The organism is Fibrobacter succinogenes (assembly GCF_902779965.1).
Lineage (GTDB): Bacteria > Fibrobacterota > Fibrobacteria > Fibrobacterales > Fibrobacteraceae > Fibrobacter > Fibrobacter succinogenes_F.
Genome location: NZ_CACZDK010000034.1, coordinates 19732 through 46445, shown reverse-complemented (window position 1 = coordinate 46445; position 26714 = coordinate 19732). Strand labels below are relative to the sequence as shown.

25 protein-coding genes are annotated in these 26714 nt (G+C 47.9%); 17 read left to right on the top strand and 8 right to left on the bottom strand.

Features of this window, described 5'->3' with window-relative positions:
* Positions 1–91 precede the first annotated feature (91 nt).
* From HUF13_RS13850 to HUF13_RS13830, 5 genes are all read right to left on the bottom strand, one after another.
* Positions 92–1519 (bottom strand): MATE family efflux transporter, encoded by a 1428-nt coding sequence (locus HUF13_RS13850; RefSeq protein WP_173475676.1) that lies wholly within the window; start codon positions 1517–1519, stop codon positions 92–94.
* A 62-nt stretch (positions 1520–1581) separates the two neighbouring features.
* Positions 1582–1926 (bottom strand): MetQ/NlpA family ABC transporter substrate-binding protein, encoded by a 345-nt coding sequence (locus tag HUF13_RS13845; protein WP_173475675.1) that lies wholly within the window; start codon positions 1924–1926, stop codon positions 1582–1584.
* An 8-nt stretch (positions 1927–1934) separates the two neighbouring features.
* Complete coding sequence (locus HUF13_RS13840) at positions 1935–3125, bottom strand: hypothetical protein (RefSeq protein WP_173475674.1); 1191 nt, start codon at positions 3123–3125, stop codon at positions 1935–1937.
* A 47-nt stretch (positions 3126–3172) separates the two neighbouring features.
* On the bottom strand, positions 3173–4525 hold the full coding sequence (locus tag HUF13_RS13835) for an alpha/beta fold hydrolase (protein WP_173475673.1): 1353 nt from the start codon (positions 4523–4525) through the stop codon (positions 3173–3175).
* A gap of 166 nt (positions 4526–4691) precedes the next feature.
* Positions 4692–5918: an aminotransferase class I/II-fold pyridoxal phosphate-dependent enzyme gene (locus HUF13_RS13830; RefSeq protein ID WP_173475672.1), complete on the bottom strand. Its 1227-nt coding sequence runs from the start codon at positions 5916–5918 to the stop codon at positions 4692–4694.
* A gap of 50 nt (positions 5919–5968) precedes the next feature.
* Between HUF13_RS13830 and HUF13_RS13825 the strand changes: the two genes are divergently transcribed.
* Both HUF13_RS13825 and HUF13_RS13820 read left to right on the top strand, forming a co-directional pair.
* Entirely contained in the window at positions 5969–7402 is a 1434-nt protein-coding gene (locus tag HUF13_RS13825) for an alanine/glycine:cation symporter family protein (RefSeq protein ID WP_173475671.1), read from the top strand.
* Positions 7403–7520: 118 nt separating this feature from the next.
* Complete coding sequence (locus tag HUF13_RS13820; RefSeq protein ID WP_304039195.1) at positions 7521–8891, top strand: ATP-binding protein; 1371 nt, start codon at positions 7521–7523, stop codon at positions 8889–8891.
* Between the two features lie 172 nt (positions 8892–9063).
* Here HUF13_RS13820 and HUF13_RS13815 read toward each other — a convergent pair whose 3' ends face one another.
* The gene (locus HUF13_RS13815; RefSeq protein WP_173475670.1) at positions 9064–10050 is read right to left on the bottom strand and encodes an Rpn family recombination-promoting nuclease/putative transposase; all 987 of its coding nucleotides are present in this window, start codon (positions 10048–10050) and stop codon (positions 9064–9066) included.
* Between the two features lie 541 nt (positions 10051–10591).
* Here HUF13_RS13815 and ffh point away from each other — a divergent pair.
* The 14 genes from ffh to HUF13_RS13745 all read left to right on the top strand — a co-directional run bounded on the left by ffh (position 10592) and on the right by HUF13_RS13745 (position 22929).
* Positions 10592–11956 carry a signal recognition particle protein gene (gene ffh / locus HUF13_RS13810; RefSeq protein WP_014547033.1) on the top strand — a complete coding sequence of 455 codons (1365 nt, stop codon included), beginning with the start codon at positions 10592–10594 and terminating at the stop codon, positions 11954–11956.
* Between the two features lie 407 nt (positions 11957–12363).
* Positions 12364–13176: a TIGR02147 family protein gene (locus HUF13_RS13805; RefSeq protein ID WP_173475669.1), complete on the top strand. Its 813-nt coding sequence runs from the start codon at positions 12364–12366 to the stop codon at positions 13174–13176.
* A gap of 11 nt (positions 13177–13187) precedes the next feature.
* Positions 13188–13862 (top strand): hypothetical protein, encoded by a 675-nt coding sequence (locus HUF13_RS13800; RefSeq protein ID WP_173475668.1) that lies wholly within the window; start codon positions 13188–13190, stop codon positions 13860–13862.
* Positions 13863–13994: 132 nt separating this feature from the next.
* The gene (locus tag HUF13_RS13795) at positions 13995–14738 is read left to right on the top strand and encodes a hypothetical protein (RefSeq protein ID WP_173475667.1); all 744 of its coding nucleotides are present in this window, start codon (positions 13995–13997) and stop codon (positions 14736–14738) included.
* Positions 14739–15029: 291 nt separating this feature from the next.
* Positions 15030–15443 (top strand): 30S ribosomal protein S16, encoded by a 414-nt coding sequence (gene rpsP, locus HUF13_RS13790; protein WP_073424630.1) that lies wholly within the window; start codon positions 15030–15032, stop codon positions 15441–15443.
* 103 nt (positions 15444–15546) lie between these two features.
* Complete coding sequence (gene rimM / locus HUF13_RS13785) at positions 15547–16101, top strand: ribosome maturation factor RimM (protein ID WP_173475666.1); 555 nt, start codon at positions 15547–15549, stop codon at positions 16099–16101.
* Positions 16098–16802 (top strand): tRNA (guanosine(37)-N1)-methyltransferase TrmD, encoded by a 705-nt coding sequence (trmD, locus tag HUF13_RS13780; protein WP_173475665.1) that lies wholly within the window; start codon positions 16098–16100, stop codon positions 16800–16802. The genes rimM and trmD overlap by 4 nt, the downstream gene beginning before the upstream one ends.
* A 16-nt stretch (positions 16803–16818) precedes the next feature.
* Entirely contained in the window at positions 16819–17166 is a 348-nt protein-coding gene (rplS, locus tag HUF13_RS13775; protein WP_072827294.1) for a 50S ribosomal protein L19, read from the top strand.
* A gap of 31 nt (positions 17167–17197) precedes the next feature.
* A complete protein-coding gene (locus HUF13_RS13770) occupies positions 17198–18103 on the top strand; it encodes a Crp/Fnr family transcriptional regulator (RefSeq protein ID WP_173475664.1) in 906 nt (301 codons plus the stop codon).
* Positions 18103–19044: a cyclic nucleotide-binding domain-containing protein gene (locus HUF13_RS13765; RefSeq protein WP_173475663.1), complete on the top strand. Its 942-nt coding sequence runs from the start codon at positions 18103–18105 to the stop codon at positions 19042–19044. The genes HUF13_RS13770 and HUF13_RS13765 overlap by 1 nt, the downstream gene beginning before the upstream one ends.
* 318 nt (positions 19045–19362) lie before the next feature.
* Complete coding sequence (yajC, locus tag HUF13_RS13760) at positions 19363–19725, top strand: preprotein translocase subunit YajC (RefSeq protein ID WP_173475662.1); 363 nt, start codon at positions 19363–19365, stop codon at positions 19723–19725.
* A gap of 2 nt (positions 19726–19727) precedes the next feature.
* A complete protein-coding gene (gene def / locus HUF13_RS13755) occupies positions 19728–20267 on the top strand; it encodes a peptide deformylase (RefSeq protein WP_173475661.1) in 540 nt (179 codons plus the stop codon).
* Between the two features lie 44 nt (positions 20268–20311).
* The gene (locus tag HUF13_RS13750) at positions 20312–21532 is read left to right on the top strand and encodes a SpoIID/LytB domain-containing protein (protein ID WP_173475660.1); all 1221 of its coding nucleotides are present in this window, start codon (positions 20312–20314) and stop codon (positions 21530–21532) included.
* Complete coding sequence (locus HUF13_RS13745) at positions 21529–22929, top strand: MiaB/RimO family radical SAM methylthiotransferase (RefSeq protein ID WP_173475659.1); 1401 nt, start codon at positions 21529–21531, stop codon at positions 22927–22929. Before HUF13_RS13750 ends, HUF13_RS13745 begins: the two co-directional genes overlap by 4 nt.
* A gap of 195 nt (positions 22930–23124) precedes the next feature.
* Here the strand turns inward: HUF13_RS13745 and HUF13_RS13740 are convergent, their stop codons facing one another.
* Positions 23125–24606: a carbohydrate binding domain-containing protein gene (locus tag HUF13_RS13740; protein WP_173475658.1), complete on the bottom strand. Its 1482-nt coding sequence runs from the start codon at positions 24604–24606 to the stop codon at positions 23125–23127.
* A 331-nt stretch (positions 24607–24937) separates the two neighbouring features.
* On the opposite strand from HUF13_RS13740, the gene serS reads away from it, so the two are divergent.
* Positions 24938–26215, top strand: a complete 1278-nt coding sequence (serS, locus tag HUF13_RS13735; protein WP_173475691.1) for a serine--tRNA ligase — start codon at positions 24938–24940, stop codon at positions 26213–26215.
* Positions 26216–26313: 98 nt separating this feature from the next.
* Here serS and HUF13_RS13730 read toward each other — a convergent pair whose 3' ends face one another.
* Entirely contained in the window at positions 26314–26640 is a 327-nt protein-coding gene (locus HUF13_RS13730; protein ID WP_173475657.1) for a hypothetical protein, read from the bottom strand.
* Positions 26641–26714 lie beyond the last annotated feature (74 nt).

Here is a 26714-nt window from a genome sequence, read left to right as displayed (position 1 = left end):
AGGCTCTATAAATATACCTACAGCGTCAAAATAAGCCTAGTTAAAAGATGTAAACAAGCCTAAAAAACAGAATTTTAGGCATAAAAACCAACTATACAACACTCGATTTAGCATCCATCACGTGACGGCGCCACTTGCCACTTTTCCAACGACGCCAGAAAACAACCGGAGCCGTACTGTAAACCGCAACCACGGCAATCCAGGCGTAATGCGCCGGCAAATGGAAAATGTAAGCGACAACATACAACGCACCTGCAACGCACCAGTTCATAATGGCACACGCAAACATAACCCACACCGTATCGCCCGCACCGCGAAGCGCGCCCGCATAAATCACGAGCAAAACCTCAACAAAGATGTAGAACGTCGCAATTTGCAACATGAAAATGCTCATAGGGCGCGCCGCCATAAAAATCGCAATGGCCTCTTCTGTGGCCTCGGCCACATCCGGCTTGAAAATATCCGTCAGTACACCAGGCAAGAAGATGAAGAAAATGCCCATGAGCAAGGAATAACCCCAACCGAGCTTGAGCCCCGAATAAGTCGAACGAGTCGCCGCAGCAGCATCTTTTGCACCCACATAGCGACCCACAAGACTCGTCGATGCCACTTCCAACCCCATCAGCGGCACGTAAGCGACCATGTCCCAGTTGAACATCACCGAAGACGCCGTCGCGGACTCGGGGCCAAGCGCATGAAACATCAAAATCAAAAGCTGGAACGCCGACATGTTGAGGAACATTTCGACGCCCGACGGGATTCCCTTTTGCAAGAGTTCACGCGTCAATGGCCTGCTAAACGCAAACGAAGAGCGAGTCGCAAAGCGCGAATTGCAAGACTTCCCGAAAAACTTAGCGAACAAGATGACGGTTGAAACAAGGTTTCCAATCAACGTTCCGTAAGCCGCACCCGCTACCCCCATCGCAGGAATCGGTCCACATCCGTAAATCAAGAAGTAGTTGCAAACAACATTTACAATCATCCCGACAAACGCGGCCTTCATCACGATTTTCGTTTCACCAATACCGCTAAAGAAGCAAGGCGCCGCATTACGCACAAGGTTTATAATCCCGCCGAACATCAAAATATTAAAATACTGTTTTTGATATTCCAGCTGATCAGCCGGCAAATGTTCCAATCCAAACAGCAAATGCCCAAGAGGTATAGTCAAGTACAAAAGCGGCACCGAAATCAGCGACAAATACAACGCCTGCATGAACACGCGAGCGCAATCCATTTTCTTTTTCGCCCCCAGACGTTGCGCGACCATGGCAGTCGTATAGCTAATCGCGCCCGTAAAAAATGTGGTGAGCGCAAGCTGCACCGCCCCCGCCCCAAGCGCCGCATTCATTTCGGCAGGGCCAAGTTTCGAAAGAAACAAGCGGTCGATAAACGTCATGAACGTATCGAAACTCATCGACAAAAGCATCGGAAGTGCTACCACGAGCACGTCCTTCACATCACCATTCTTCTTGAATTTTGATGGTTTATAGAACTTACTTAATATCGTTTCAACCATAGCTTGGTAAAGATAGAAAATTCATAAACCATGCAACAGTCAATGCGACAATCTCATGCTTTTTATTTTCCAAGTTCTTTTTTCAGCCTCAAGAGGACTTCTTTCTTGTTGGAATCCGAGTTAAAGCGGAGGCTGTCAATGTACAAGCCATCTACAAAGCCCTTGGCAAGCGCTTCGTTCGCATGTTCCTGCGTATCCCACTTTTTTACTTGCAATTGGATAGACTCCTTTGCAAGCGTAACGGAAAGCTTTTTCAGCAGCGATTCATCTTCATCACGAACCACGCCCACTGAAAAACTCAACGAAGTTTCTTGTTTTTTAATAGTCGCGCGCTTTCGCGCACAGCAGTCAAAACGGGCCATCGCAAAGGAACTCAGCAAAATACAGAGCAATAGAATCTTTTTCATGTGCACCTCTAGAAATCAAACATCGCTTCGACGCCGAAAATAAAGGAAGGATCATCTTTATTCTCTTCGATCGGCCAATCATCGCCATACGGAATATCAGCAAGCACCATCGAAATTATGTTGATTTTGAAATCAGGAACATTAAAGTAGAACCGTCCACCAACACGTACCGAGCCCAAGTCGTCTTTTTTATCTAATGTATTTGTATGTAATTCAAACGAAACACCAATCGTCCAATATTCATTCAATGCAACGCTCGGCTCGATGGCCGCAAAAAAGAATTCCGGTCGGCTCGTTATTTCAAGGCTAGTGCGTACCGGATCATCAACAAACGCATAAAATAATGAACCGATAATGCAGAATCTCGAAATTTCGAACGACGGTTCCGCCAAAAGTGCATGATACGAAACAGCATCGTTACTTGCCAAGAATACGGAATGGAATCCGTACAATCCGTGGAAGGCGAAAGGCCCAAATGAAAGTGATAAATCTAAGCCCGCGTAGAGTTCGTTATAGTCCTTGCGCTGGTAGCTTTTATAGGCAAAATAAGGATGGAAAACTTGCTCGACAATTTCAAAGTTGTAGGCGGTGTGAACCTCATACGTGTAGCCATCCTTACAATCCATTCCCATGTACTCGCCAAACATAAAGTGGTAAAAGCAACTTTGGTCATTGCTAGCGGTGCCAAAGCCAACATCAAGCTGCAAGCCGTTCCATTGAAACTCTAGACCGCGAATTGTCTTTTGCGACATACCTGCCGCATCATCGCGAGGGTCTCCAAAATCATAATAGTTCTGGAAAATACCTTCAAAAAATTTCAAGTCACCGATACGGAAGAAAGTTCGTTCCGAGCGAGTGTATTGAATATACGCTCCGTTAAAAATAACCGCAGGGTTGACCGGATCCATGGTCGAACCATCGCCCATGTCCATTTCCTCCATACCTTCCATACCCTCCATTCCATTCATCGCCATCCCCATCGCTTCAATTTCTAGCCATGCAGACCAGCGTTCGTTAAAATGAAGGTCGAAATCCAAATCTAGCATAGACTCAAAGCGGTGAGTCACCTTAGATTCGTCCGTATTCCAGCCAGCGTATGCGTGAACCATCACCATTCCTGAAAGATCCAGTTTAGGGCGAATTTCAGAAAACGCTGTTCCGATTAGCAACAACATGCAAAATAAAATTTGTTTATTCATAATAAAAAGGTATCCTGTTACAGATACCTCCTCACCAAAATGTTTAATTACTTCTGATCCTTGATAAAGTCGTTGATATAGCCTGTTACAGTTTCGACATCAGCAGCGGAGCCCCAATGCGTATTGTGGTCAGCACCTTCGACTTCATGGAACACGACTTTCTTTGCCTTAGAAAGGCCATCCTGCAACGCTTCCTGCGACTTTTTATCGAATATAGCGTCCTTTGTACCCCAGATAATCTGAACATTCGACGAAATCGAAGAAAGGCGCTTTACGTTGTCAACGGCAACAAAGCTCTTGACAAGGAATTTCCATGCGTAATACGAAACCTGTTTTAAATGTTCCAAATGAGCAGTCTGGAAATCCTTATCCAGATTCGTGCTGTTGCCCCACTTTTCAAAGAACGTTTCAGGAAGTTTCTGCGTGGAATCGTAAGCGAAAACGCCATCGAACGACTTATCGCCCGAGCCGTTCACAAGCCAATCTACAGTAGAATTTTTCTTATCGACAGCGGCTGCAGAACCAATCAATGTAATGGAACCGATTTTATCCGCATGCGAAACAGCCAATTCCTGAGCAATAAACGAACCAAAAGAATGCCCCACAATATGCGGTTTCTTCAGTTCTAGTTTGTCAATAAAGGCCGCAATATCGTGAGTCAATTCCTTGACCGCATAAGCGGATTCTTCAATAGGCTTGTCCGTCTTTCCGTTACCGCGGAGTTCCGGAACATAAACGCGGTAGCCCTTCTTTGCAAGCGCCGGCGCCACCTGCGACCACGAAACACGACCATCCGTAAGCCCATGAATCAAAATGACAGGAGTTCCATTTTCGTCACCCGTAACCGTATAAGCCAAGTGGATTCCTGTTGACAGATGAGCCGCCTTTTCGGTCCAATCAACTTTTTGATAATCCGAAAATCGCTTGGTCGTAAAGGTATTATTCTTGCCCATAAAATGATGACCATTCACCTTTGCGTTGTCTTCAAAAGCATAGACATCCGTATTGCTGCTACCCACATGAACAACGTCCGCGCTCCCTGAAAAATCAACGCGGCCCGAGCGCTTGATTAGCAAATTGCCCGTGACCTTGACATTTTTTAGAACCGTTGCGCCCGGCGTTGATGCATTCACCGTCAACACGCCATCAATCGTCGTATCTTGCAAGAAGATGATGCCGTCTTTAATATTTTCTTCGCCAAGCGTCAAGCCGTTTGATGCAGATTTGTGGTCACCAGATTCCGTAGCATGACCAGAATGTTCATCCGTTGCATGATGTTCATGTCCTTCGGAAGTTGAAGGAGCGACAGAATTTGAATCGTCATCGGAACATGCAGAAAGTGAAAGGATTGAAGCTAAAATGATAGTCGAGAATTTTGTGCAATTTTTATTGATATTCATTGAATCCTCCGTTGTTGAATTGATTTTTGAACGAGCACAATGATAGATTCTGCGGAAGCTTTTGTCCAATACTATTATTTCATTACGGATGATACATTTTTTTTATAACAAAACAAAAAAGTGCAGCATCGAGCCACACTATTTCAAACAGATTAATTTAAACAAACTACTTTTTTAGCTTTTTCAGATTTTCCAAGCGGTTGAGAGCTTCGTAAAGCGTTTCATCTTTCTTCGCAAAATGTAAACGCACGAGATGGTCAACCGATTCGCGGAAAAAGCTTGAGCCCGGAACAGCCGCGACACCCACCTTCTGCGCCATATCGATGCAGAATTGTTCGTCAGGCAATGTGCCGGCCGCGCATTTTACATCACTACAAGATTCGCACACTCCGCTAACACTGCGGCGACCGTAACCGAATTCCGAGATATCAATCAGCACAAAGTAAGCGCCTTGCGGTTCGGTAAAATGCAAACCGAGATTGCGCAAGCCGCTCGTAAACACATCCTTCATGTGCGTGTAATGCGCTTGCAAACCCGTATAATACGAATAATCAAAACGGAGTGCCGTCACTGCCGCCTCCATCAACGGAGCCGCAGCCCCCACCGTCAAAAAGTCATGAACCTTCTTGATGCGTTCCATAACCGGTTCCGCCGCAAGCACATAGCCCAAGCGCCAACCCGTAATCGAGTAAGTCTTGCTCAAACTGCTACATTCAATCGTGCGCTCGAACATTCCCGGGAGCGTCGCGATGTAAGTATGACGATGCGGAGCGTAAACGATATGTTCGTAAACTTCATCCGTAATTACATACAAATCATACTTGATTGCAAGCGATGCAATAATCGAAAGTTCTTCGTGCGTAAAGACCTTACCACTCGGATTCGCCGGATTGCAAAGCACAAGCGCCTTCACGCCCGGCTGCGCCATCGCACTTTCAAGCACGTTCGCATCAAAGCTCAAGTCCACCGGCGAAAGCGGCACATAAACCGGAGTCGCCCCGCACAAAATCGTATCCGCAGAATAATTCTCGTAAAACGGCGAGAACAGCACCACCTTATCGCCCGGATTGCAAACCGACATCATCGAAGCCATCATCGCTTCGGTACTGCCGCACGTAATCACAATCTCTTTTTGCGGATCGTAACGCAGCCCGCTAAAATGGAACTGCTTATCGCTCAGCGCTTCGCGGAAATTCTGTGCGCCAAAAGTAATCGCATACTGGTGCGGCCCCGTCAAAGCCACTTCCGAAAGACGCTTCGTGAGCGCCTCCGGCGGGTCAAAATCAGGGAACCCCTGCGACAAATTAATTGCCCCGCACGCATTGGCAATACGGGTCATTCTACGAATAACGGAATCAGTAAATGTTTCTGTGCGTTGACTAAGTGGTTGCATGGCGGAGAAATTTAAAAATTTTTCTACTATTTAACCAATAGGAGAATTCTATGGTCAACCCCTTACATCCCGTTGTTTCGGCGCTTAACACCGCCCTGTATGATTTCTACATTGTCCCGCTGTTTTTGATTGTAGCTGGGGTATTCCTTTCAGTCCGTTTGGGATTTCCGCAAATCCGCTACCTGATTGAAACATTCCGCGTTACCCGCGAAAAGCCTTTGCACAAGCACGGCATTTCGTCATTTGGAGCCTTGATGGTCTCGACCGCCTCCCGCGTGGGCACCGGAAACATCGTCGGCGTATCTTCGGCCATTTGCCTCGGCGGCCCGGGCGCCATTTTCTGGATGTGGGTCATCGCCATCCTCGGCGCAGCCTCCGCATTCGTTGAATCCACCCTCGCCCAGATTTACAAGCGCCATGACGATGTCACAGGACATTCCTACGGTGGTCCATCGTATTACATTCAAACAGCGCTCGGCAAACGTTGGCTAGGCGTTCTCTTCTCAGGCTTTGTGCTCCTCACCTACATCGTGGGCTACAACCTGCTCGCTTCGTACAACATTCAAGACTCCCTTACCGGATACAAATTCTACGACAAAGCATCCACACCGTTCATCGTCGGCTTTATTTTAGCAGCCTTTTTCGCATTTTGCATCTGGGAAGGCGCCAAGAAAATCTCTACCATCACAAGTTACCTCGTCCCCTTCATGGGAACCATCTATGTTCTCGTTGCCTTCGGCATCATCATATACAACATATCAAACGTCCCTGCCATGTTCGGCACGATCTTCAAGAACGCATTCTCATTTGACGCAGGATTCGGCGGCTTCGCCGGAAGCTGCATCATGTACGGCATCAAGCGCGGTCTCTACTCCAACGAAGCAGGCATGGGTTCCGCCCCGAACGCGAGCGCAAGCGCAAGCGTCTCGCACCCCGTCAAGCAAGGACTCGTGCAATCACTCTCCGTATTCATCGACACGCTCCTCATCTGCTCCGCCACAGCCCTCATGTGCCTCTCAACTAACATCGAGCCCAGCAAGGACATCTCGGGAATCATTTACGTACAAAAGTCTCTCGCCTCCGTTCTCGGCAGCAACGGCGCCATCTTCATCACATTCTCCATGTGCCTCTTTGGCTACACCACACTCATCGGCAACTACTACTACACCGAAGGCTGTCTCCGCTTCATCTTGAACAGACGCCCCACAAAGAAAATCCGCAACGTATTCAAGACCATCGCGACCGCCATCGTCTTCTTAGGTGCCACCTCCAGCGCATCGTTCGCCTGGGACAGCGCAGACCTTTGCCAAGGCCTCATGGTCCTCGTGAACATCCCCGTCATCTTGATACTCTCGCCAATCGCCATCAAGGCACTCAAGAACTACACCGACCAAAAGAAGAAAGGCCTCGAACCCGTCTACATCGCAAAAGAATGCGGCGTCGAGCAACCCACCGACTACTGGAATCCCGGACAAAAGCTGTAAAATTTCGATACATAAACGCACAAAGGACAGGTTACTTCAACCTGTCCCTTTTTTTATTCACGAAACGTCAAAAATTATTTAGTAGAAAAATAATTTTTCTACTAAATAATTATATATTATGGGTATGAAATTTCTTGACCGCATTGAAGAAACGAAAATATTGACAAGGGCCCTTTCTCAAAAAGAATTGTCCTTTATCGTTGTTTACGGACGCCGCAGATTGGGTAAATCTACGCTTTTAAAACGCGTACTCAAAAAAGATGACATCTACTTCATGGCAGATCGTTCTGAAGAATCCACCCAAAAACGCTTTTTAGCAATGGCAATAGCCACGAAATACGAAGGATTCGACGCTGTCGTTTACCCCGATTGGGAATCTTTATTCAGGACATTCAACCAACGTTGCGACAAAGGCACAACACTTTGTCTCGACGAATTTTCATATCTTGTAAAATCATGTGAAGCCCTGCCTTCAATATTACAGAAACTCATTGACGAAAAATCTCTGAATTTCAACCTAATCATTTGCGGTTCTTCACAACAGATGATGTTCGACATAGCCTTGGATGCAAAATCGCCATTATACGGTCGAGCAAACGAAATACTGAGACTTACACCTATCTCTATTTCTTATTTGCCTAACGCATTAAAAATTACTGCCAAAGACGCAGTCAAGGAATATTCTGTATGGGGAGGAGTCCCCCGTTATTGGGAATTACGCGAACAATACCGTAATTTTAACGAGGCTCTCCGCGAAATGGCTTTATCGCCCTACGGAGTTTTACACGACGAACCCATGCATATTCTACGCGACGATATGCGTGATTTGGTGCAGGCATCGACCTTGCTAGGCATCATTGGGAATGGGGCAAACAGACTTTCGGAAATTGCGGCACGAGCAGAAAAAAATGCAGCTACATTGAGCGCACCTCTCCAAAAATTGGTGAAAATGCAGCTAATTGAGCGTGAAATTCCCTTCGGCGAAAACCCCAAAAGCAGCAAACATGGAATTTACCATTTGTCCGATCCATTTATGAACTTTTTCTACAGGTTCATAAATCCATACCGATCCCTTTTAGAACTTGGGCGAATCGAATCCGTTGAAAAAATCATTCACCAGCACATGGCAGAATTCGAAGGCGCATGTTGGGAACGCCTTTGTCGACAATCCGTAACAGGAAACGAAATTGACGGCACAATATTCAATGTTGCCTCCAGATGGTGGGGCAATGTAAGCAAAACAGAGCGAATTGAATTAGATGTAGTCGCAGAAAGCATCGACAAAAAAACGCTGCTTATTGGCGAATGCAAGTGGACATCAAGCGAAAATGCCGAACGATTACTCGAAGACTTAAAACGAAAAACAGAAAAGCTCCCATTCGCTAGCAAATATCAAAAAATAACATACGCTCTATTTTTAAAAGAGAAACCCTCAAAGAAGGCAGACTGCATAACTTATCTTCCCGAAGATATTCTAAAAATTATTTAGTAGAAAAATAATTTTTCTACTGGATAATTTTCTTTTGGGTACCCAAAGTCAAGTAAACCTAATCAGGCTTCGAGGCAAAGTCCCAAAGATTTAGCATTTTCGAGAAAAACGACAAAAAAAGCAGGTCGTTCGCGCGGCCTGCTTTTTTGCATTCTTAAAAACTGAATTTCAGCTACAAACTGCGAATTTCCTCTTCAGAAAAACCTGTCGATTTAGCGATTATAGAAACATCTACATTCTGTTCCTTGAGACTTTTCGCCATTTGGCGTTTTTCCTGATCCGCCTTCATCCGCTCAGCAGAAGCCCCTTCAGCAAAGCCAACTGCACGGCCTTCGGCAAAACCGGCGGCACGGCCTTCTTCCTTGCCTTCGGCAAAAGCGTTTTCGCGTTCAGCCATCATATCCGTCATTTTCTTTACCTCGCAGTTGAAAAGTTGCACTTTGTGCAATCCTATGGCGGCTCGGTCATGAGAATCTGCAAGCAGTTCTCGCGACGCTCGCCTTAAAAGGCTTTCTTCTGCAAAATTAATCAATTTCACCGATTCAAGCAACCGCCTAAACGTTTCATTCTGCATAATTTTTTCAGGAGTAGGTTCTTCCTTGATAACAACACTGATAGCACGGAGCCACTGAGCGGCATCAGACTCGTCATCCTTAGTAAATCCCAATTTTTCGAGTTTGAAAAACTTTTCGATTTCCACGAATACCTTCTGAATCTTCGGAAAAAACTTCTTGCCGTGACACATTTCATCGACATGATGGATGTATTCATGTTCTTCTTCCGGAAAAAGTTCAAAATCCAGAAGCCCAAGAAAATAGATATGCGGCAATTCGAATTTTTCGCTCTTATGGACCTGATTTTCAATAACACGAGAGACATAGTATTCTACGCGATCCTTGAAAAACTTGTCCTTTTGCTGTTGAATTTCAACAAGAACTTTTTCGCCAGCATTGGTCGTGCCAATGATATCGACAATACAGTTTTTCTTATTGAAAATACCCGGGAATTCCTGCATTTCCAGCGAAATTTCCCCGATGGCATCGCCACCATGCAAGTCAAGCATCGCATTCAACAGCGAAATAAGAAGCGAATGCGACTTTTCCTCCGTGAATACAATCTTGAAAACGCCATCGCTCAAAAGATAAGCGTACTTGTACATTTTCTGATACTTGGCAAGGTTCTTCGGATCTATGAGCGCGCAAGGGACCGAAGTTTTGGCAGGTTTTAACGAAATAAATCACCCATACGTAAAAACAGCAGGTCGTTCACACGGCCTGCTATATTCATATTATACACTTCAGAAATTATTTAGTAGGGAAATAATCCATCAATTTTTTCACGATACACATTTGAATAATCATTTTTCCTAGCAACACAAATAAAAACAAACTTTGAAACAAATACAATAAGATTTTGTTTAAAATAAAGTAAAGAACATTCTCGTTTCTAACGAGACTTTCAAGCCAGGCGTTGCGGGCTGGCGTCTGAAGCCCGCTAGAGTGGGTAGCGGAAGCCGTGGCTGAAGCGAGGGAGAGACTTCTCCCTTCCCTCTTAAAAAATACTAGATCCTTCACGCTTCGCGTTCAGGATGACGTCTTCAAGGATACTAGCTCCAAAACGACTCAGTTACAAGCATTTTCGCGTACATTTTCTTCCTACCGCCTACTTCCTACTTCCTACTTTACTAAATTTGACCCACTATGTTTTCACAGCTGACTGATTCTCTAGAAAATACTCTCAAGAACCTGCGTGGGCAGGGCAAACTTACCGAAGAAAATGTGGCGGAATCGCTGCGTGAGGTGCGTCGTGCGTTCCTCGCTGCCGACGTGAACTTCAACGTGACCCGCGACTTTGTGAAGTCTGTCAAGGAAAAGTCCATGGGCGCCGAGGTGCTCAATTCCGTGACCCCGGGTCAGCAGATTGTGAAGATTATCCACGACGAGCTTGTGGCCGTCATGGGTGGCGAAACTAAGGAAATCAATCTTTCCGCACCGTCTCCGGTGGGCATCATGATGGTTGGTCTGCAGGGTTCGGGTAAGACGACTTTCGCAGGCAAGATTGCTCTCTGGATGCGCAGCAAGAAGAAGAGGAAACCGCTCCTCGTCGCCGCTGACGTCTACCGTCCGGCAGCTATCAAGCAGTTGCAGGTGCTCGGCAAGTCCATCGGCGTTCCGGTTTATGACGAAGGCCAGGGCAATCCGGTCGAAATCATCAAGCACGGCTACCAGTATGCTAAGGACAACGGTTTTGACCTCGTGATTTACGATACGGCAGGACGTTTGCAGATTGACGAAGAGTTGATGCAGGAACTTGAAAAGGCCCGCGACGCGGTTCATCCGGACGAAATTTTGTTCGTCGCCGATGCGATGATCGGTCAGGAAGCGGTGAATGTCGCCGAAACGTTCTGGAACCGCCTGAACTTCACGGGCGTCTGCCTCTCGAAGATGGATGGCGATACCCGCGGCGGTGCTGCGCTCAGCATCAAGAAGATGACGGGCGTGCCTATATGCTTTATCGGTGTTGGCGAAAAGCTGAACGAAATTGACCTTTTCCACCCGGACCGCATGGCAAGCCGAATCCTCGGCATGGGCGACGTGGTCAGCCTCGTGGAAAAGGCGCAGCAGGTCATCGATGAAAAGGACGCCAAGGACCTCAAGAAAAAGATTCTCAACAACACCTTCGACTTGAACGACTTTTTGAAGCAGCTCCGCACCATCAAGAAGCTTGGCCGCATCAAGGACATTTTGAGCCTCATCCCGGGACTCAACAAGCTCCCGCTCGACCAGATTGACGAAAAGCAGTTGGTCTATGTGGAAGCGGTGCTCAGCTCAATGACGCCGAAGGAACGCAAGAAACCGCAGATTATCGACGGTAGCCGCAAGGCCCGTATCGCAAAGGGTTCCGGCACGGATGCCGCCCGCGTGAACGCAGTCCTCAAGCAGTACGAAAGCATGAAGGAAATGTTCAAGAAGGTCGGCGATTTCGCCAAGCGCCAGAACAACGGCGGTACGATTGGTTCGAACTACACCCCGCCTAAAGACAAGAACAAGAAAAAGAAGAGATAGGCGCCGCGCATTTTACGCGAGCATTTTAAACGCGCATTTCTTCACAAGAGCCGCGCATTTCGCAAACGCGAGAATCGCGCAGCCCATACGCATTTTAAAAGGTCCGTTTGCAAAAGCAAGCGGACTTTTTTTGCATACAATCCTCTTGTATCATTTGCAAAAGTTTTTGTTTCATTTACAGAATAAAATTTTATTAAAACTAAAATTTATTCATTTTTCTGCAAAATTTCAAAGTTTTTGTATCACAAACTATTGACTTTCAAGTTTTCTAGAGCTATATTATAATCAAGAAATTATGGTTTCCCTACACAAGAGCGATACGGGAAATAATGGTTTCCCTCCCTTCGGTCGAGAATGACAGCTCCAGGATGACTAAACCAAACACTTAATACCTATTACCTAACCTCATGAAACCGATAACCGAATATCAAGATTACCGCCGCTACATGCAGGACTTCTATGAAGAACGCAAGAAGTCCGGTTTTACTTGGCGAGAATTTTCGAAGGACGCCGGATTCGCCTCGCCATCGTATCTCAAGCTCGTTTGCGAAGGCAAAACTTCACTCAGCCGCGTTGGGCTACCGCGTGTCGCTGCCGCGATGAAACTTTCGGGCTTTGAACTCACGTACTTCGAAAAGATGGTCGAATTCGGGAATGCCACAAACGACGAGAAGAAAAAAGCAGCCTTCGCAGACCTCACCCGCATTGCAAAAGAACAGAACGCCCGCGTGATCGATGCCGACACTTTCGCTTACTACGAATCTGCCATAAATTCCATTGTCCGAGAACTCGCGCCCTTGATGCCAGGCGCCCTCCCGCTTGAAATCGCAAAGAAAATCAAGCACGCCTTCACGGCACAACAAGTCCGCGATTCGCTCGCGATGCTCACCAAGGCAAAGTTCCTTGCAGAAACAGGCGAAAACACTTACCAGCAAACGGACAAAGCCATCACAGGTTCGTCCGAAGCCATCCCGCTCGCGCTCCGCACGATGCACCGCGATATGACCGACCTCGCGAAAGAAGCCATCGACAAAATCGACGTGAACGAAAGGAACATTTCGGGAGTTACCATGGGCATCGACGCCCCAACATTCGCGCGCATTTCCGAAGAAGTCAACAACTGCCGCAAACGCGTCATTACCCTCGCCAACGAATGCAAGAAAATCGATCAAGTTTACCGCCTTAACTTGCAACTTTTCCCGCTGACAGACAAAGTATAGGAGAATTGATTATGAAACCCGCAAAAATTTTGTCCCGCGCAAAAGCCACATTTGCAAGTCTTATAACGGTCGCTTTCTCGTCAGTCACAATCACCGCCCTCGCCGCCTGCGGAAACGAAAACTCCGCAGGTACAGACGAACAGCCGAACGCCATCACGGCACAAATCGATGCCGCAGTCGACAGCGCATCGGCCATCTGGTTCCAAGGTGAAAAAACATTTATCGTCGATTCCAAGGCAAACTTTAATCTCCTAACCCCCACGCCCATACACGATATAATCATTAATCTAGACACATCTGCACAACATACAAGTTTACTTACAGGAGTAAAGACCGAACACGGAACATTGCGGCACCTTGAAATTGCTTATGTCGCCGCTATCAGTTGCGAAACAGATGAAACGTGGTTTGCGTACATGGTCCAAGTGACAAGTTCGCTTATACAAAAAACAATCACCATTCCTGATTCCTCGGCAACATCAATCGCCAAAAATTTTGAAGATGATTGCATTCTCGAAAACGGGGAGTTCATCGAGGAAACAGAAAAAGTCTCAAAAGGACAACGACGCTACAATTGCAAGCTAACACCAACCAAAGAAAATTCCATAACAGCAAAAACAACGCAATACACCGACCCAAACTGGGAAAAGTACGGAACGCAGATTATAAAAGTCTGTAGAGAATAACAGAATCATTTAACGAATTCTATCGCGATGCTCTAGGACGAAATTGCACCGATAGGATGACAAACAAATGAGTCAGAATTTCAATGTTCTGACCCGTTAGGAAGTATAACCTATCAAAAAATGGAGGAGACCATGAAAAACATCACCAAATCAATCACAGGAACAATCGTTGGAGCAGCAACACTCATGCTCGCCGCGTGCTCGTCAAGTTCATCGACAGCACCGGAAGCATCTGTCGCCATAAGCCCAAAAGACGACATCAAACAGATTCGCCTCAATTCACAACAAGACTCCACTTCAATTCCACCCGCATCCACTTCACCTATGATAATCGTTCCCGATAACGATCTAGAAACACTCGAAAGTTGGCTAAACGGGAACCCGATAAGTAATGGCATTGCAGTAGATTATTGGTGTGACGAAAACCACCCGGATTATCCTGACAATCCCTTCTGGTGCTTGCCGATGCGAATCCAATTAGAACACGGAACAGCAGCACTCGCCTATAACGGCTTTGTCAATGTAATCATGTGCGAAACCGAAACAGATACCATTTCATATTCCGTTTCTTTGCACAACAACATCATCAAGAAAACATGGACAAACCCGCTTTTCGACACCGAAATGTACCGCCAATCTAAAACGCAATTCAAGAAATCTTGCAAAGCCGAATTCGGCGATATCACGGAAGAAACAGAAACAAAAATCGTCTGCAATGTAAAAATAGAGCCAAGCCCATCTCAAGACGATCCCTCGAAAGATTCGAGACAATACCTTAAGCCCCATTATTTTTACAATTACCACGACAAATATTGGAATGAATTTGCCTCGCAATCAATCGAGGCATGCAGAATTCGCCCCAAATCGAACCCATAGCGACATTCTAAACCCTATTCAAGCGGAATATTGACGGAAAATAAAGCTTTTTAAATCAAAAAATTCATTCAGGCCCCGTATTTCCGGGGCTTTTTCCGCACATTCAAAATCGCCATTTTCACAAAAATTTCGCCATTTTTTGGCACTTTCCGCCCTACTTAAAAGTTACTTTATAAGTAAATGACGGATTTTTTTTCATTGCCGTCCTTTACACACAAAAGCAAGTTTGCTATATTTGGCATCAAAAGAACAAAACCCCGAATTTTCGGGAACCCCATAAAGAGGTATAAAATGGCAACTGTTATCCGTCTCGCCCGCTTCGGCAAGCGTCACAACCCGATCTATCGCATCGTCGTCATCGACAACCGCAAGGCTCGCGACGATAGCTTTATCGAACAGGTCGGTTTCTTCAACCCGAACCTCAAGCAGCCGGAAATCCGCTTCGAACAGGAAAAGGTTCTCAAGTGGCTCTCTGTTGGTGCTCAGCCGTCTGACACCGTCAAGTCCCTCCTCAAGAAGACCGGTATCTCCGACTTGTTCCACGACCTCAAGGCCAACCGCTCCATCGAAGGCAAGGCTCCGGTCGCTCGCGAAATCAAGTCCAAGCAGCGCAAGTTGAGCCCGAAGGCTCAGGCTCGTCTCGAAGCTGAAAAGGCTGCCAAGGCAGCTGCTGAAGCTCCGGCCGCTGAAGAAGCACAGGCTTAATCACGCCTTTAAAGAAGAGTCTCGTGCACATGCACGGGACTTTTTTCTTTAGCAAACCACAAACACCCATCTCTCGTCTCTAGTCTCTCGTCTTTCCACTAAAATGGACTCTCAAGAATACATCACCGTCTGCCAGCTCATGCGTGCGCATGGCGTCAAGGGCTACATCAAGGCAATGCCCCTGACCCACGACCTGACTCGCTGCAAAAGCCTTAAAGACGTGCGCGTCAAAAAGAGGAATGGCGAAATTGTAGAACTTACCCTAGAAGACGCCAAAGTAGCCAATACGCTTTGGCACTTGAAGTTCAAGGGATTCGATACCCCAGAATCCGTAGCGGTCCTCGTCAATGGCGACGTCATGATTCCAGAATCCGAACGTCTCCCGCTCCCCGAAGGCGAATACTACATTGACGACCTTGAAGGTTTCCGCGTCCACACCGAAGACGGTCGCGATGTTGGCGAAGTCCTCGAAGTGCAAGAACTGATGACGGTCGATGCATTCCATATCAAGTTCGACCTCTCCATGCAGTCAGAATTCAGCAGCAAGTCCATCCTCGCCCCCTGGATTGATGATTGCGTCAAGGAAATCAACGAAGACGGAAAGTTCATCGTTTGCGATAGCGACTATTTAAAATCCCTTTGCCCGGAGGAACGATGAAGATCGACTGCATCACCATCTTCCCCGAAATGTTTGCACCCATGAAGAGTTCCATCATGGGCCGTGCACAGGCAAAAGGTTTGTTTGAGTTCAACACGGTATATCTACGAGATTTCGCCATCAACGCCTACGGGCAGGTAGACGACGTCCCGTACGGTGGCGAACCTGGCATGGTACTCCGTCCCGAACCGCTAGCCAAGGCGATTCGCAGCACCGGAGTCAAGGAAGATGGCGGTAAAGTCATCTATCTCACTGCAGATGGCGTCCCTTTCACACACAAGATTGCCAAAGAACTCTCTCAAGAAAATCACCTTGTTCTCGTCTGCGGACACTACAAGGGGATTGATGACCGAATCCGCCAGACCGAGGTCGATATGGAAATTTCCATCGGAGACTTTGTTGTAAGCGGTGGCGAACTTCCGGCGATGCTCGTCACGGACGCCGTAGTGCGACTGTTGGACGGAGCTTTGGGACACAAGGAATCTGGCGAAACCGACTCCTTCGCGCAAGGCGTTTTGGGTTGGCCGGTCTACACCCGTCCCGAAGAATTCGAAGGAAAAAAGGTGCCCGAAGTGCTGCTTTCGGGTCATCACAAGAACATTTCTGAGTGGAGACGCCAAGAATCGTTAAAAAGAACGAAAGAAAGACGTCCCGACATCTTTAAAAATCTTGAAATAAATACTACATTTGGCGACAAATAATAACGAGGTACACATTATGTCCCTGAACATTGAAGCAATCCAGAATGAAAATTTGAAGACCGACCTTCCGGAATTCCGCGCCGGCGATACCGTTACCGTTAACGTCAAGGTTATCGAAGGTACGAAGGAACGTATCCAGCCGTTCAAGGGCGTCGTTATTCAGCAGAAGAACTCTGGCATCGGCAAGTCCATCACGGTCCGCAAGATGTCTGGTTCCGTTGCTGTCGAACGTATCTTCCCGGTCAACTCTCCGCGCATCGACTCCATCGTTGTCGAACGCTCCGGCAAGGTCCACCAGGCTCGCATTTACTACATGCGCGACCTCCGTGGTAAGGCTGCACGTATCGAAGAACGTCAGGCTTAATTAACCGGGCTTCGAAGGCGGTTATTTCCCGATGGTTACGGGGGATTCCCGAAAAAAACTTATCCCGCCCACGCAACTCCGCGTGAAGGCGGGTTTTGTTGTATCCTCACCTCAGGATGAAGACAAGAAAATCATCCTATTAAACGAAGGTGAGCTTGTTGCGCTTGACCCCAAAGAAAATAACAAGGTCGCATTCAAGATCCACCCCGGCAACCTTGTCGGCGTTGGCGCGCTTCTTGAACGCGAACCCGTGCGCTACATTTTTCAAGCTACGGTCGATTCCTCCATCACAATCATCAACGATGAATGCATGGAATCCGAGCTCAAGAGCCTTCCCGTATGGCTTTTGGCGGTCATCAAAGCGATTTCAGCAAGAACGCGAAGGATTAACGAATCCATGCGTTCGGCAAAAACGAACAATCCGCTTGCAAGCCTAGCCTCTTTCTGCAAATTCTTCAAAGGTGACGAATTTTTACAGACAAAAGCGCTACTGCAAGAATTTTCGTGGCTTACCAAGACACCCATACCCACAGCAACTGAAGCGCTCAAGGCTCTGATCCGCCGCAAATTGGTTGTTTTCCATGGAGACAAATCTTGCCTCTCCATCCCCAATGCGGACCTTCTCGGAATTTTTGCCGACTACCAGAAGGCAAAAGATCTGGACAAGCCATGGCTCCCGTTCTGCCTCACGCTCCAGCAAAAAAGAATTCTCGTTCTGCTTTCGACTTTAGAAAACGGAACATCCAAAGATTCAACGGACTGGATTGCGTTTTTCAAGGAACGCCATTTCGAAATGAGTGTCGCAGATTGGCTCCAGATTCAGCAATTCGAGTGGTTTGTCGAAAAGGGAAATCACCTTCTTTCTCTTGATCTTGCGAAAATAAACTATTTCGAAACAGCGTTGAAGTACGAACCAAACATCAAGGGAACCGTCTAATGAATATCGAAGCCGGGAAAATTCTTTGTATGCAAGGAGATACTCCGCACTCCTTCTACATTGTCAAAAAGGGTACCCTTGTTGCTACATTCAAGGATGAGCAAAACGAAACCCACACAAAAAATCTGGGACCGGGATCCACATTTGGGGAACTCAGCCTTGTCGATGGCGAGCCCCTAGAATACACGGTTCGCGCCGAAGAAGAATGCGAAATAGAAGTCATCCCGCAAACGTTATTCAACGAAACGATGGCCGAACAACCCATTTGGATGAAGTCCATCATTTCTTTTTTGACGCAGCGCAACAACATCGCCCAAGAAAATAAACGCAAGAAAGAATTTATAACATCTTTTCCTTCGCTTTTATTCATCCTTGCAAAATCCAACGAAAAATTAATTTATATAAAAGACGTTAAAAACGAGCTCAAGAATTTTTCGAATTTATCTTCGTTGGAAACATACAAACTATTACTAATTTTGCAGGACTTTAGGCTCATCCGTTTACAGGCTGAATCACTCACCCTCGAAAACGAAACGCTCATCAAGCTTCTTTACGACATGCTCCGGCTTCGAGCAATCTACAAGAACTCGTCGCATTATATTCTTTCGCTCACCGAGCAAGCGATACTCACGGCTTTTACCAAAACGGCAAGTGAAAAAGGCGAGCTACTCGAAAACGGATTTATCGCAGTAAAAACGACTGATCTAGCCGCCCAAACAAAACATTCCATGCACGGAATGACGCTTACCAAGCATAGCCTTGAAACGCTCCTGCAAAAGCGATTGCTACAAACACTCCCGCCAACAGCTACAAAAAATAACGATTTGCCAGGGCTAGAATTCATCGAAAAATTCTCAGCCGATTTCGACAGATTGCTGAACCTACTCGAACTCAACCGCATTTATCCACTGCTGGACAAAAAGTTAGTGGTTAGTGGGTAATTAGACGAAAGAACGCCGCTTAGGTTGGTGAGCTTGCCGAACCACGCGGCTACAGACGAAAGACGAAAGAGGTATGAGGCATGAGGTCGCTCGCAAGCTCGCTTTGAGGTGTGAGCAGTGAGCTGTCAATAATGAGTGGGGAGCAGCATTGATTGAATCGTCATCCTGGAGCAAGGCGTAAGCCAACGCGATAGGATCCAGTGACTATTTAGACGGAAGCGGTTTTTAGACATCATTCCCTTATTTTTCGGCTCTACTCTCTCGTCTAAATTTCTATTTTTCGTTGCAAAAAAACATTCACCCCCCAAAAGGTTTATTATGAAACTTTCTGCACTTCTCGTGACTCTTTCTTCCATCGCCGCATTTGCACAGGACGCAGCACAGCCCGAACAGCCGGGCGCTCTCGCTAGCTTCCTCCCCCTCATTCTCCTCTTTGTGGTGATGTGGCTCTTCTTCATCCGCCCGAAGCAGAAGGAAATGAAGCAGATGGACGACATGCGCAAGCAGCTCAAGAAGGGCGACAAGGTCATGACCGCCGCAGGCATCATCGGCACCATCGCTAGCATGGAAGAAAACATCATCACGCTCCGCACTGGCACCTCCACCATCGAATTGGAAAAGGCAGCCATTCTCCGCGTCCTCAACAACGACCTTTCCGCTAAGGTCGAAGAAAAGAAGTAATCATGGCCATTCTCCCCATCAGAATTTACGGTGACCCGGTGCTTCGCAAAAAGTGCGAACCCATCACCGAAATCACGCCGGAACTCCGCCAGCTCGCCAAAGACATGCTCGAAACCATGTACGAAGCTCCTGGCTGTGGACTTGCCGCACCGCAAATCGGCAAGAACATCCGCCTCGTGGTAATCGACACCGCCATCCCCGACGAAGAGGAACCGCGCCCCTACATCATGTTCAACCCCGAATGGGAAGCTGAACCGGACGCCAAGCCCACCGACTACGATGAAGGCTGCCTCTCGCTCCCGGATATTTTCTGCAACGTAGTCCGCCCGGATAAAGTTGCGGTGCGATTCTTCGACATCAACGGCGAAGCTCAGGAAATTCACAACTGTGAAGGCCTGTTCGCGCGCTGCATCCAGCACGAATGCGATCACCTGAACGGCGACCTCTTTGTCGATAAAATTTCGACATCGGACCGCACGATGAACCAATCCAAGCTCCGCAAGATGGCCAAAGAAACGCAAGCAAAGCTCAAGAAAAAATAAGGTTCATGAGGCTTCGCCGGCTACTTTCAGTTTTAGCGCTAGCAATGTCGCCACTCACCTTGGCGACATTGACTTTTGCACCTCCGTCACATGCGAGAGAACTAGAACCGATTGAAACTAGCAGCGTTTCCGAGCAAACCATTGTTCCCCAAAAAATTTCAAATGAGCTCAATCGCCCTATCCAAGTGGGCGTTTTTGTAGGCGTGCCAAGCATCCTCGTTCATCACAAGAACGAAGAATTGCACATCACAGCCGTAAAAGGCAAACTCAAAATCAAGACTAAAGCGAAACGCCAACAGACCGCCGACCGCCGCGTTTTCAAAGCCACAGGTTCTGCACCTGGCGAATGTATCGCCATCGCCACCGACAAGGCTGGTCTCGGTAAAGCCTGCTACGAAGGCGAATTTGTCGTTTCCGCCAATGGTAATAAAGTAAACGCCATCAACATCATCGACATCGAAGAATACTTGCGAGGCGTCGTTCCCTACGAAATCGGCAAGCTCGACGAATCCAAATTCGAAGCGCTCAAGGCACAAGCTGTCGCCGCACGCACCTACGCATACAAGCACTTCGGAAGCCGCAAAAATCAAGGCTTCGATGTTTACGCAGACACCCGCGACCAGGTTTACAAAGGCCTCCACAGCTCAACCGAAATTACAGACAAATCCGTACGTGAAACCGAAGGCGTCGTGATGACCTACAACGGCGAATTCATCACGGCTTACTATCACTCGACTTGCGGAGGCCAAACCGAAGGCGTTGTCACCTGGGGCCGCCCCGACCACCCTTATCTACAAAGCAAGCCCGACCTTCGCCCCGATGGAACGCCCTGGTGCAGAGAATCGAATTACACCGAATGGACCCGCGAATTTACCGAAGACGAGCTATGTGATTTATTCCAGACAAACGCTAAAGAAGCCAAAGCAAACGTTCCGAGCTTTTCGAACATCCATTCCATTAGCATTTTAGACACGCTCAAGAGCGGCCGCATCCACATACTCGAAATCTCGACAAACAACGGGAAATTCACCGCCAAGGCGGACAAAATCCGCTGGCTGTTCAAGCGCGGCGGTACTATCCTCCCCTCCTGTTTTTTTCGCATCCATCGCAGCGGAAACCAGTGGATTCTTAAAGGCAAGGGATTCGGGCATGGCGTTGGACTCTGCCAAATGGGCGCTCGCGCTCGCGCTCAGGCAGGCCAGAGTTACATACAAATTCTAACTCACTATTACCCCGGCATCACGCTGGAAAAATTCACCAAATGATCGTCGTCTTAAGCCAAGGCTGTGCCGCAAACTTCGGCGACGGTGAAAAAATAGCGCGCCTCCTCTCCAGAAAATCCGAAGTTACGTTTGAATTTCCAGAACGCCCTGTCGGAGAAGCCGCGAATGCAAATGGGATCGCCGCAAATGACGGTGGGAACGCTGCAAATGATGATGGGAACGCCGCAAATTCCGTGCCCGAAGCATTCTACCTCAACGTCTGCACCGTCAAAGGAAATTCCGGCGCCCTAAAACTCCTGCGCAAAACTGCAAGCGCCTACCCGAACGTTCCCATTTACATCACGGGCTGCGCCCCCAAGGACTTCCGCGAAGAAGCTATTCGAGCGGTCCCGAAAGTGCAATTCACAACGCTAGCCGATCTCGAAAAAGACCCGCTATTTAGGGTGGATTTGGGTAACGCAGATCAAGACCGCACTCGCAATAGAAGCAACAGGGACAGCAATCGCGACAAAGCAATCAATCGCCACAAGAACGTCCTTCGCGAATCGCCATTCGTTGGCATCGTGAACATCGAAGAAGGCTGCCTCGACGCCTGCGCTTTTTGCAGCACGCATCTCGTCAAGGGCCGTCTCCACAGCTTTGCGCCAAACGCGATTGTCGATCAAGTCCAAGCACTCGTCGATGACGGTTGCCTCGAAATCCAGCTTACAGGCCAAGACTGCGCCTGCTACGGTTTTGACATCGGCACGAACCTTGCCGAACTCACGCAAAGAATCCTTACTCACGTGAACGGCAATTACCGCATCCGACTCGGCATGGGAAACCCGCGCCATGTGCTCGGCTATCAAGAAGCATTGCTCGATTGTTTCACAGACGAACGCATTTACAAATTCATTCACATTCCTGTGCAAAGCGGTAGCGAAAACGTACTCAAGGCAATGAACCGCCGCCATACCGCGCAAGATTACGTAACACTAGCCAACGAATTCAACAAACGCTTTAGCAAGTTCACGCTCAGTACCGATTTAATCGTTGGCTATCCCGGAGAATCCGCCGCAGATTTCAACGACACGCTGAACATTTTGAAAGACACGCACCCGACTGTATGCAATATCACGCGATTCGTCGCGCGCCCGAACACCGTCGCTGCACGCCTCGAAGCAAGTAATGCAGCCGTTCCCGACGCAATCAAGCATGAACGCTCCGCGATTCTCGCCGAAGCGTTCCAGCAGATTGCGCTCGAAAACAACCGCAAATGGATCGGCGATGAATGCACCGTGGTCACCGAGAAGCCCGGCTACCGCAGCGGCACCACAATCGCCCGCAACACAGCATACCGCCCCGTCGCACTCCAGGGGTCGTTCCCAGCGGGAACAACGCTTCGCGTCCGCATCTCCGACGCGGAACCCTTCGCCCTCCTCGCAGAAACAATCGCCTAAAAATTCCCGCGTCCCCACTCGCCATGTGAAGTTCCGCACGCATTCCTAACTGCATTTCAAAACGCATTCCTAATCACATATCAAGCCCCCTCCCCACAAGCCGCGCACATTTTCCGCAGGCCATCGAAAAAAAAGTCCATGACAACCTTATTGCCATGGACTTTGCAAAACTTTTCCGCTTTCGCGGATTCTAAATTACTTCACAGTGAATACTTGATTATAGCTACCGTCCTTTACAACGTACAAGCCCTTTTCAAGATTCATCGAGTTCAGTTTCATCTGAACATCACACATGTGTGTTTTCAATTTACATACAAAAGAACCCTTCGTATCGTAAACGCTGAACGTTCTTTCGCTGGAGAGCAAAACCCTGCCGTTTGCAATGCTGGTCTTACCGCCCACTTCGCTTGAATCAATCTTGGTCAGCACCACATTGTCAATGAACACGCTACCCGTTGCAAGCCCTGCATTAAAGGCCACGCGACCATTCTTATCGGTAGATTCCCTCATGACAAACTTAACTTCGAAGTTTTTCTTGTCAGAGCCGAGATCGAACGTCACCGCAGAATCCAAATAGCTCTTCGAACCGGAATTCTTTCCAATATTCACTTCGAGAGTCCTTGTTGCAGAAGCCGATGCATCAAACGTGAGCTTGTAACCCTGCCCCTTTTCGAAATGGAAACCGTTCTGAACCACCTGAATATCGCTAGCCTTGGAACCCTTCTTAGTCACTGCGATTTCGGCCTTTCCGTCAGTAAACTTCAAAGAGGCATCACCGCTGTTCTTGTTCAGCGTCCAGCCAGCAAGTTCAAGCGAATCCGAGAAGGAACCGTTAAACACAGAGTCTCTATCCGTCGGCACTTCAATTTTCGGAGCCGCACCAATTTTACCATCCACAGTCCATTCCTTTACAAAATTCCAGATGTCCGAAACATCCGCCTTGGAAGGGCTATGGCCACGGCCAGGGAGCTTCAAGTGCTTGATATAAACACCTTCATCGCAAGGGCCCCAGGTGTACATAGTAGCACCAGAGTTTTCTGCATTGGGATAATTCTTTTGCTCTTCAGCCTGAGACGGGCAATGGAACTGATCGCGGTAATTCTTGATAAAACCTTCAACCTGACTGTAATTCAATACATCGTCGTTAGTTCCATGCGGATGAATGATAGGAACCGGGCGCTGAGCCTTCGAGGCACCGAACACATTCGTACCAGACGTAGGAGCAAACGCTGCAATTTTATCTGCAATCTTGCTCATGGAATGGTAAGTGAACATACCGCCCATCGAGAAGCCCGATAGATACACGCGCTTGGTATCGATTTTGTAGTCCTTTTGCATCTGGGCTATAATTTCGGTCATCCACTTGGTATCCTTATCGCCCTGGATATCCCAAGTACTCATACCCGTTCCACCCCTCGGATAAACGACGACAAAGCCCGCCGTATCGGCAACCGCTTCCCAGTGAGTATTGGACTGCTGGTAGTTGGGATCCTGATCCATACCATGGCATGAAATGAGCAACGGGCTGTTGTCCTTAAGATTGGACGGGGCATAGACGTGGATTTGTCTGCCAGAAACTGTCATGTTTTTGTAGTCGTTAAGGGATTTGCCGCCACCGCCGCCCCACTGGGCGAAAGAGAAAGATGTTGCTAATAAAAGCAATAAAGGGATTTTCATTTTTTGTACTCCTCTTGATTCTTTGTTTACCCAGTGTTCTTATCCTTTCCCAAGCTATAATGTATATTCGAAAAATTTCGGAACAACATATCCCGATAAATTACCGATGTAAAGACAAACAACAGAGACGTTGTGCTGTGAGTTACTAGTTATGAGTTACTAGTTAATAGAGCTTAGTGCTTAGCCCCATCCAGTAAAATTTTGTTGGCGGATTCTAGTTGGCAGATTTTGGTTAATAGTCGCAAACTATTAGTCATCGGTTTTCGTTAAAATTTTACTTCCTACTTCCTACTTCCTACTTCCTACTTTTCTATCTTTTACCGCGTAAAAAATTTTCAACATCCGTGAAAATCCGGAATATTATATTGCTGAAACCGAAAAGAAATATACGACCGTAAGCCTTCGTGACGTGCTCGCCGTCGATAACGAACGCCGCCCGCTCCTCACCGAAGTCGAACGCCTCAAGAGTGAACGCAACGCCCAGTCCAAGCGCATTGGCGAACTCAAGAAGAAGGGCGAAAACGCTGATGAAGCCCAGGCCGCCACACGCGAACTCGGCAACAAGATTGACGAACTCGACAAGAAGCTCAAGGAACTCGATTACAAGCAGACCGAAATGCTCATGCACGTTCCGAACATCGCTCCGCGTTCTCCGGAAGGCAAGGACAGTTCGGACAACGTTGTCGAAAAAGACGGTCCGATCCCGTTTGACTACTACACCAAGAACGATGACTTCGCCCGCGTCGATCACAAGACTCTCGGCGAACGCCTTGGCATTTTTGACTTCGAACGCGGTGCCAAGATTTCCGGTTCCGGCTTCCCGGTCTATCGCGGTCTCGGCTCTCGCCTCGAACGCGCCCTCATCCAGTTCTTCCTCGATGAACACCAGAAGGCAGGCTTCGAAGAATTCACTCCGCCGTACCTCGTTACCCGCAACACCATGCGCGGCACGGGTCAGCTCCCGAAGTTCGAAGAAGACATGTACCGCTGCGACAAGGATGACGACCTGTTCCTCATCCCGACTGCAGAAGTCCCGCTCACCAACCTCTACTCTGGCGAAGTGATTCCGGAATCTGAACTTCCGAAACGCATCTGCGCTTACTCCGCCTGCTTCCGCCGTGAAGCCGGCAGCTACGGCAAGGACACCCGCGGCCTTCTCCGCTTGCACCAGTTCAACAAGGTGGAAATGGTTTACTTCGCCCATCCGGAACACAGCTACGAAGACCACGAAGAACTCACCCGCTTCGGTGAAAAGCTTCTCGAAAAGCTCGGCCTCCCCTACCACCGCTTGGCACTCTGCAAGGGCGACCTCGGTTTCGGCGCCGCCAAGTGCTACGACCTCGAAGTCTATGCTCCGGTCGAAAAGAAGTGGCTTGAAGTCAGCTCCTGCTCGAACTTCGAAGACTACCAGGCACGCCGCGCCAACATCAAGACGAAGGTCAACGGCAAGAACGTCTACCTCCACACGCTTAACGGTTCTGGCCTCGCCACTCCGCGCGTGATGGTCGGCATCTGCGACAACTACCAGCAGAAAGACGGCTCCCTCAAGATTCCTGAAGTGCTGCGTCCGTACATGGGTGGGCTTGAATTCATCACCCCGAAGAAGTAAGGAATCCCTTTAAATTTCAAAAAGCAAGTCCCCATGGACTTGCTTTTTTTCATAGCCTCCGAACTGTCACCCCGCACTCCGTTGCGGGGTCGCCATTCCTACAATTTTTCCAATTTATCGTACAAGTCGTACAACCTTTGTACCCCGTTCTCAAGCCCGTAGTAATGCTTCACGTACGGCACCAAGAGTACAAAAAACAACACGTCCAATACAATAACGGCAACATCGGGAACCACTATCAGGAATAGAATCCCGCCCACAGTCAAAAGCGCAAAAAGAATCATCACCAATTCGTGAACCAAGCGCTCATGCTGAAAAAAGCCAATGTGCGTCCGCACCGACAGCAAATCCTCCGCCGTCAGCGGAACTCCCCGCGCGGCCGTTTCCAAGAGCTCTTTCTCGTAATCATTCAACTTTTTTAGCATACCCTAAATATAAAGAAATATTTTTCGAAGAGAAACTCGCCCCCGTTTTTGCAAATGATGCAAATAACACAAAG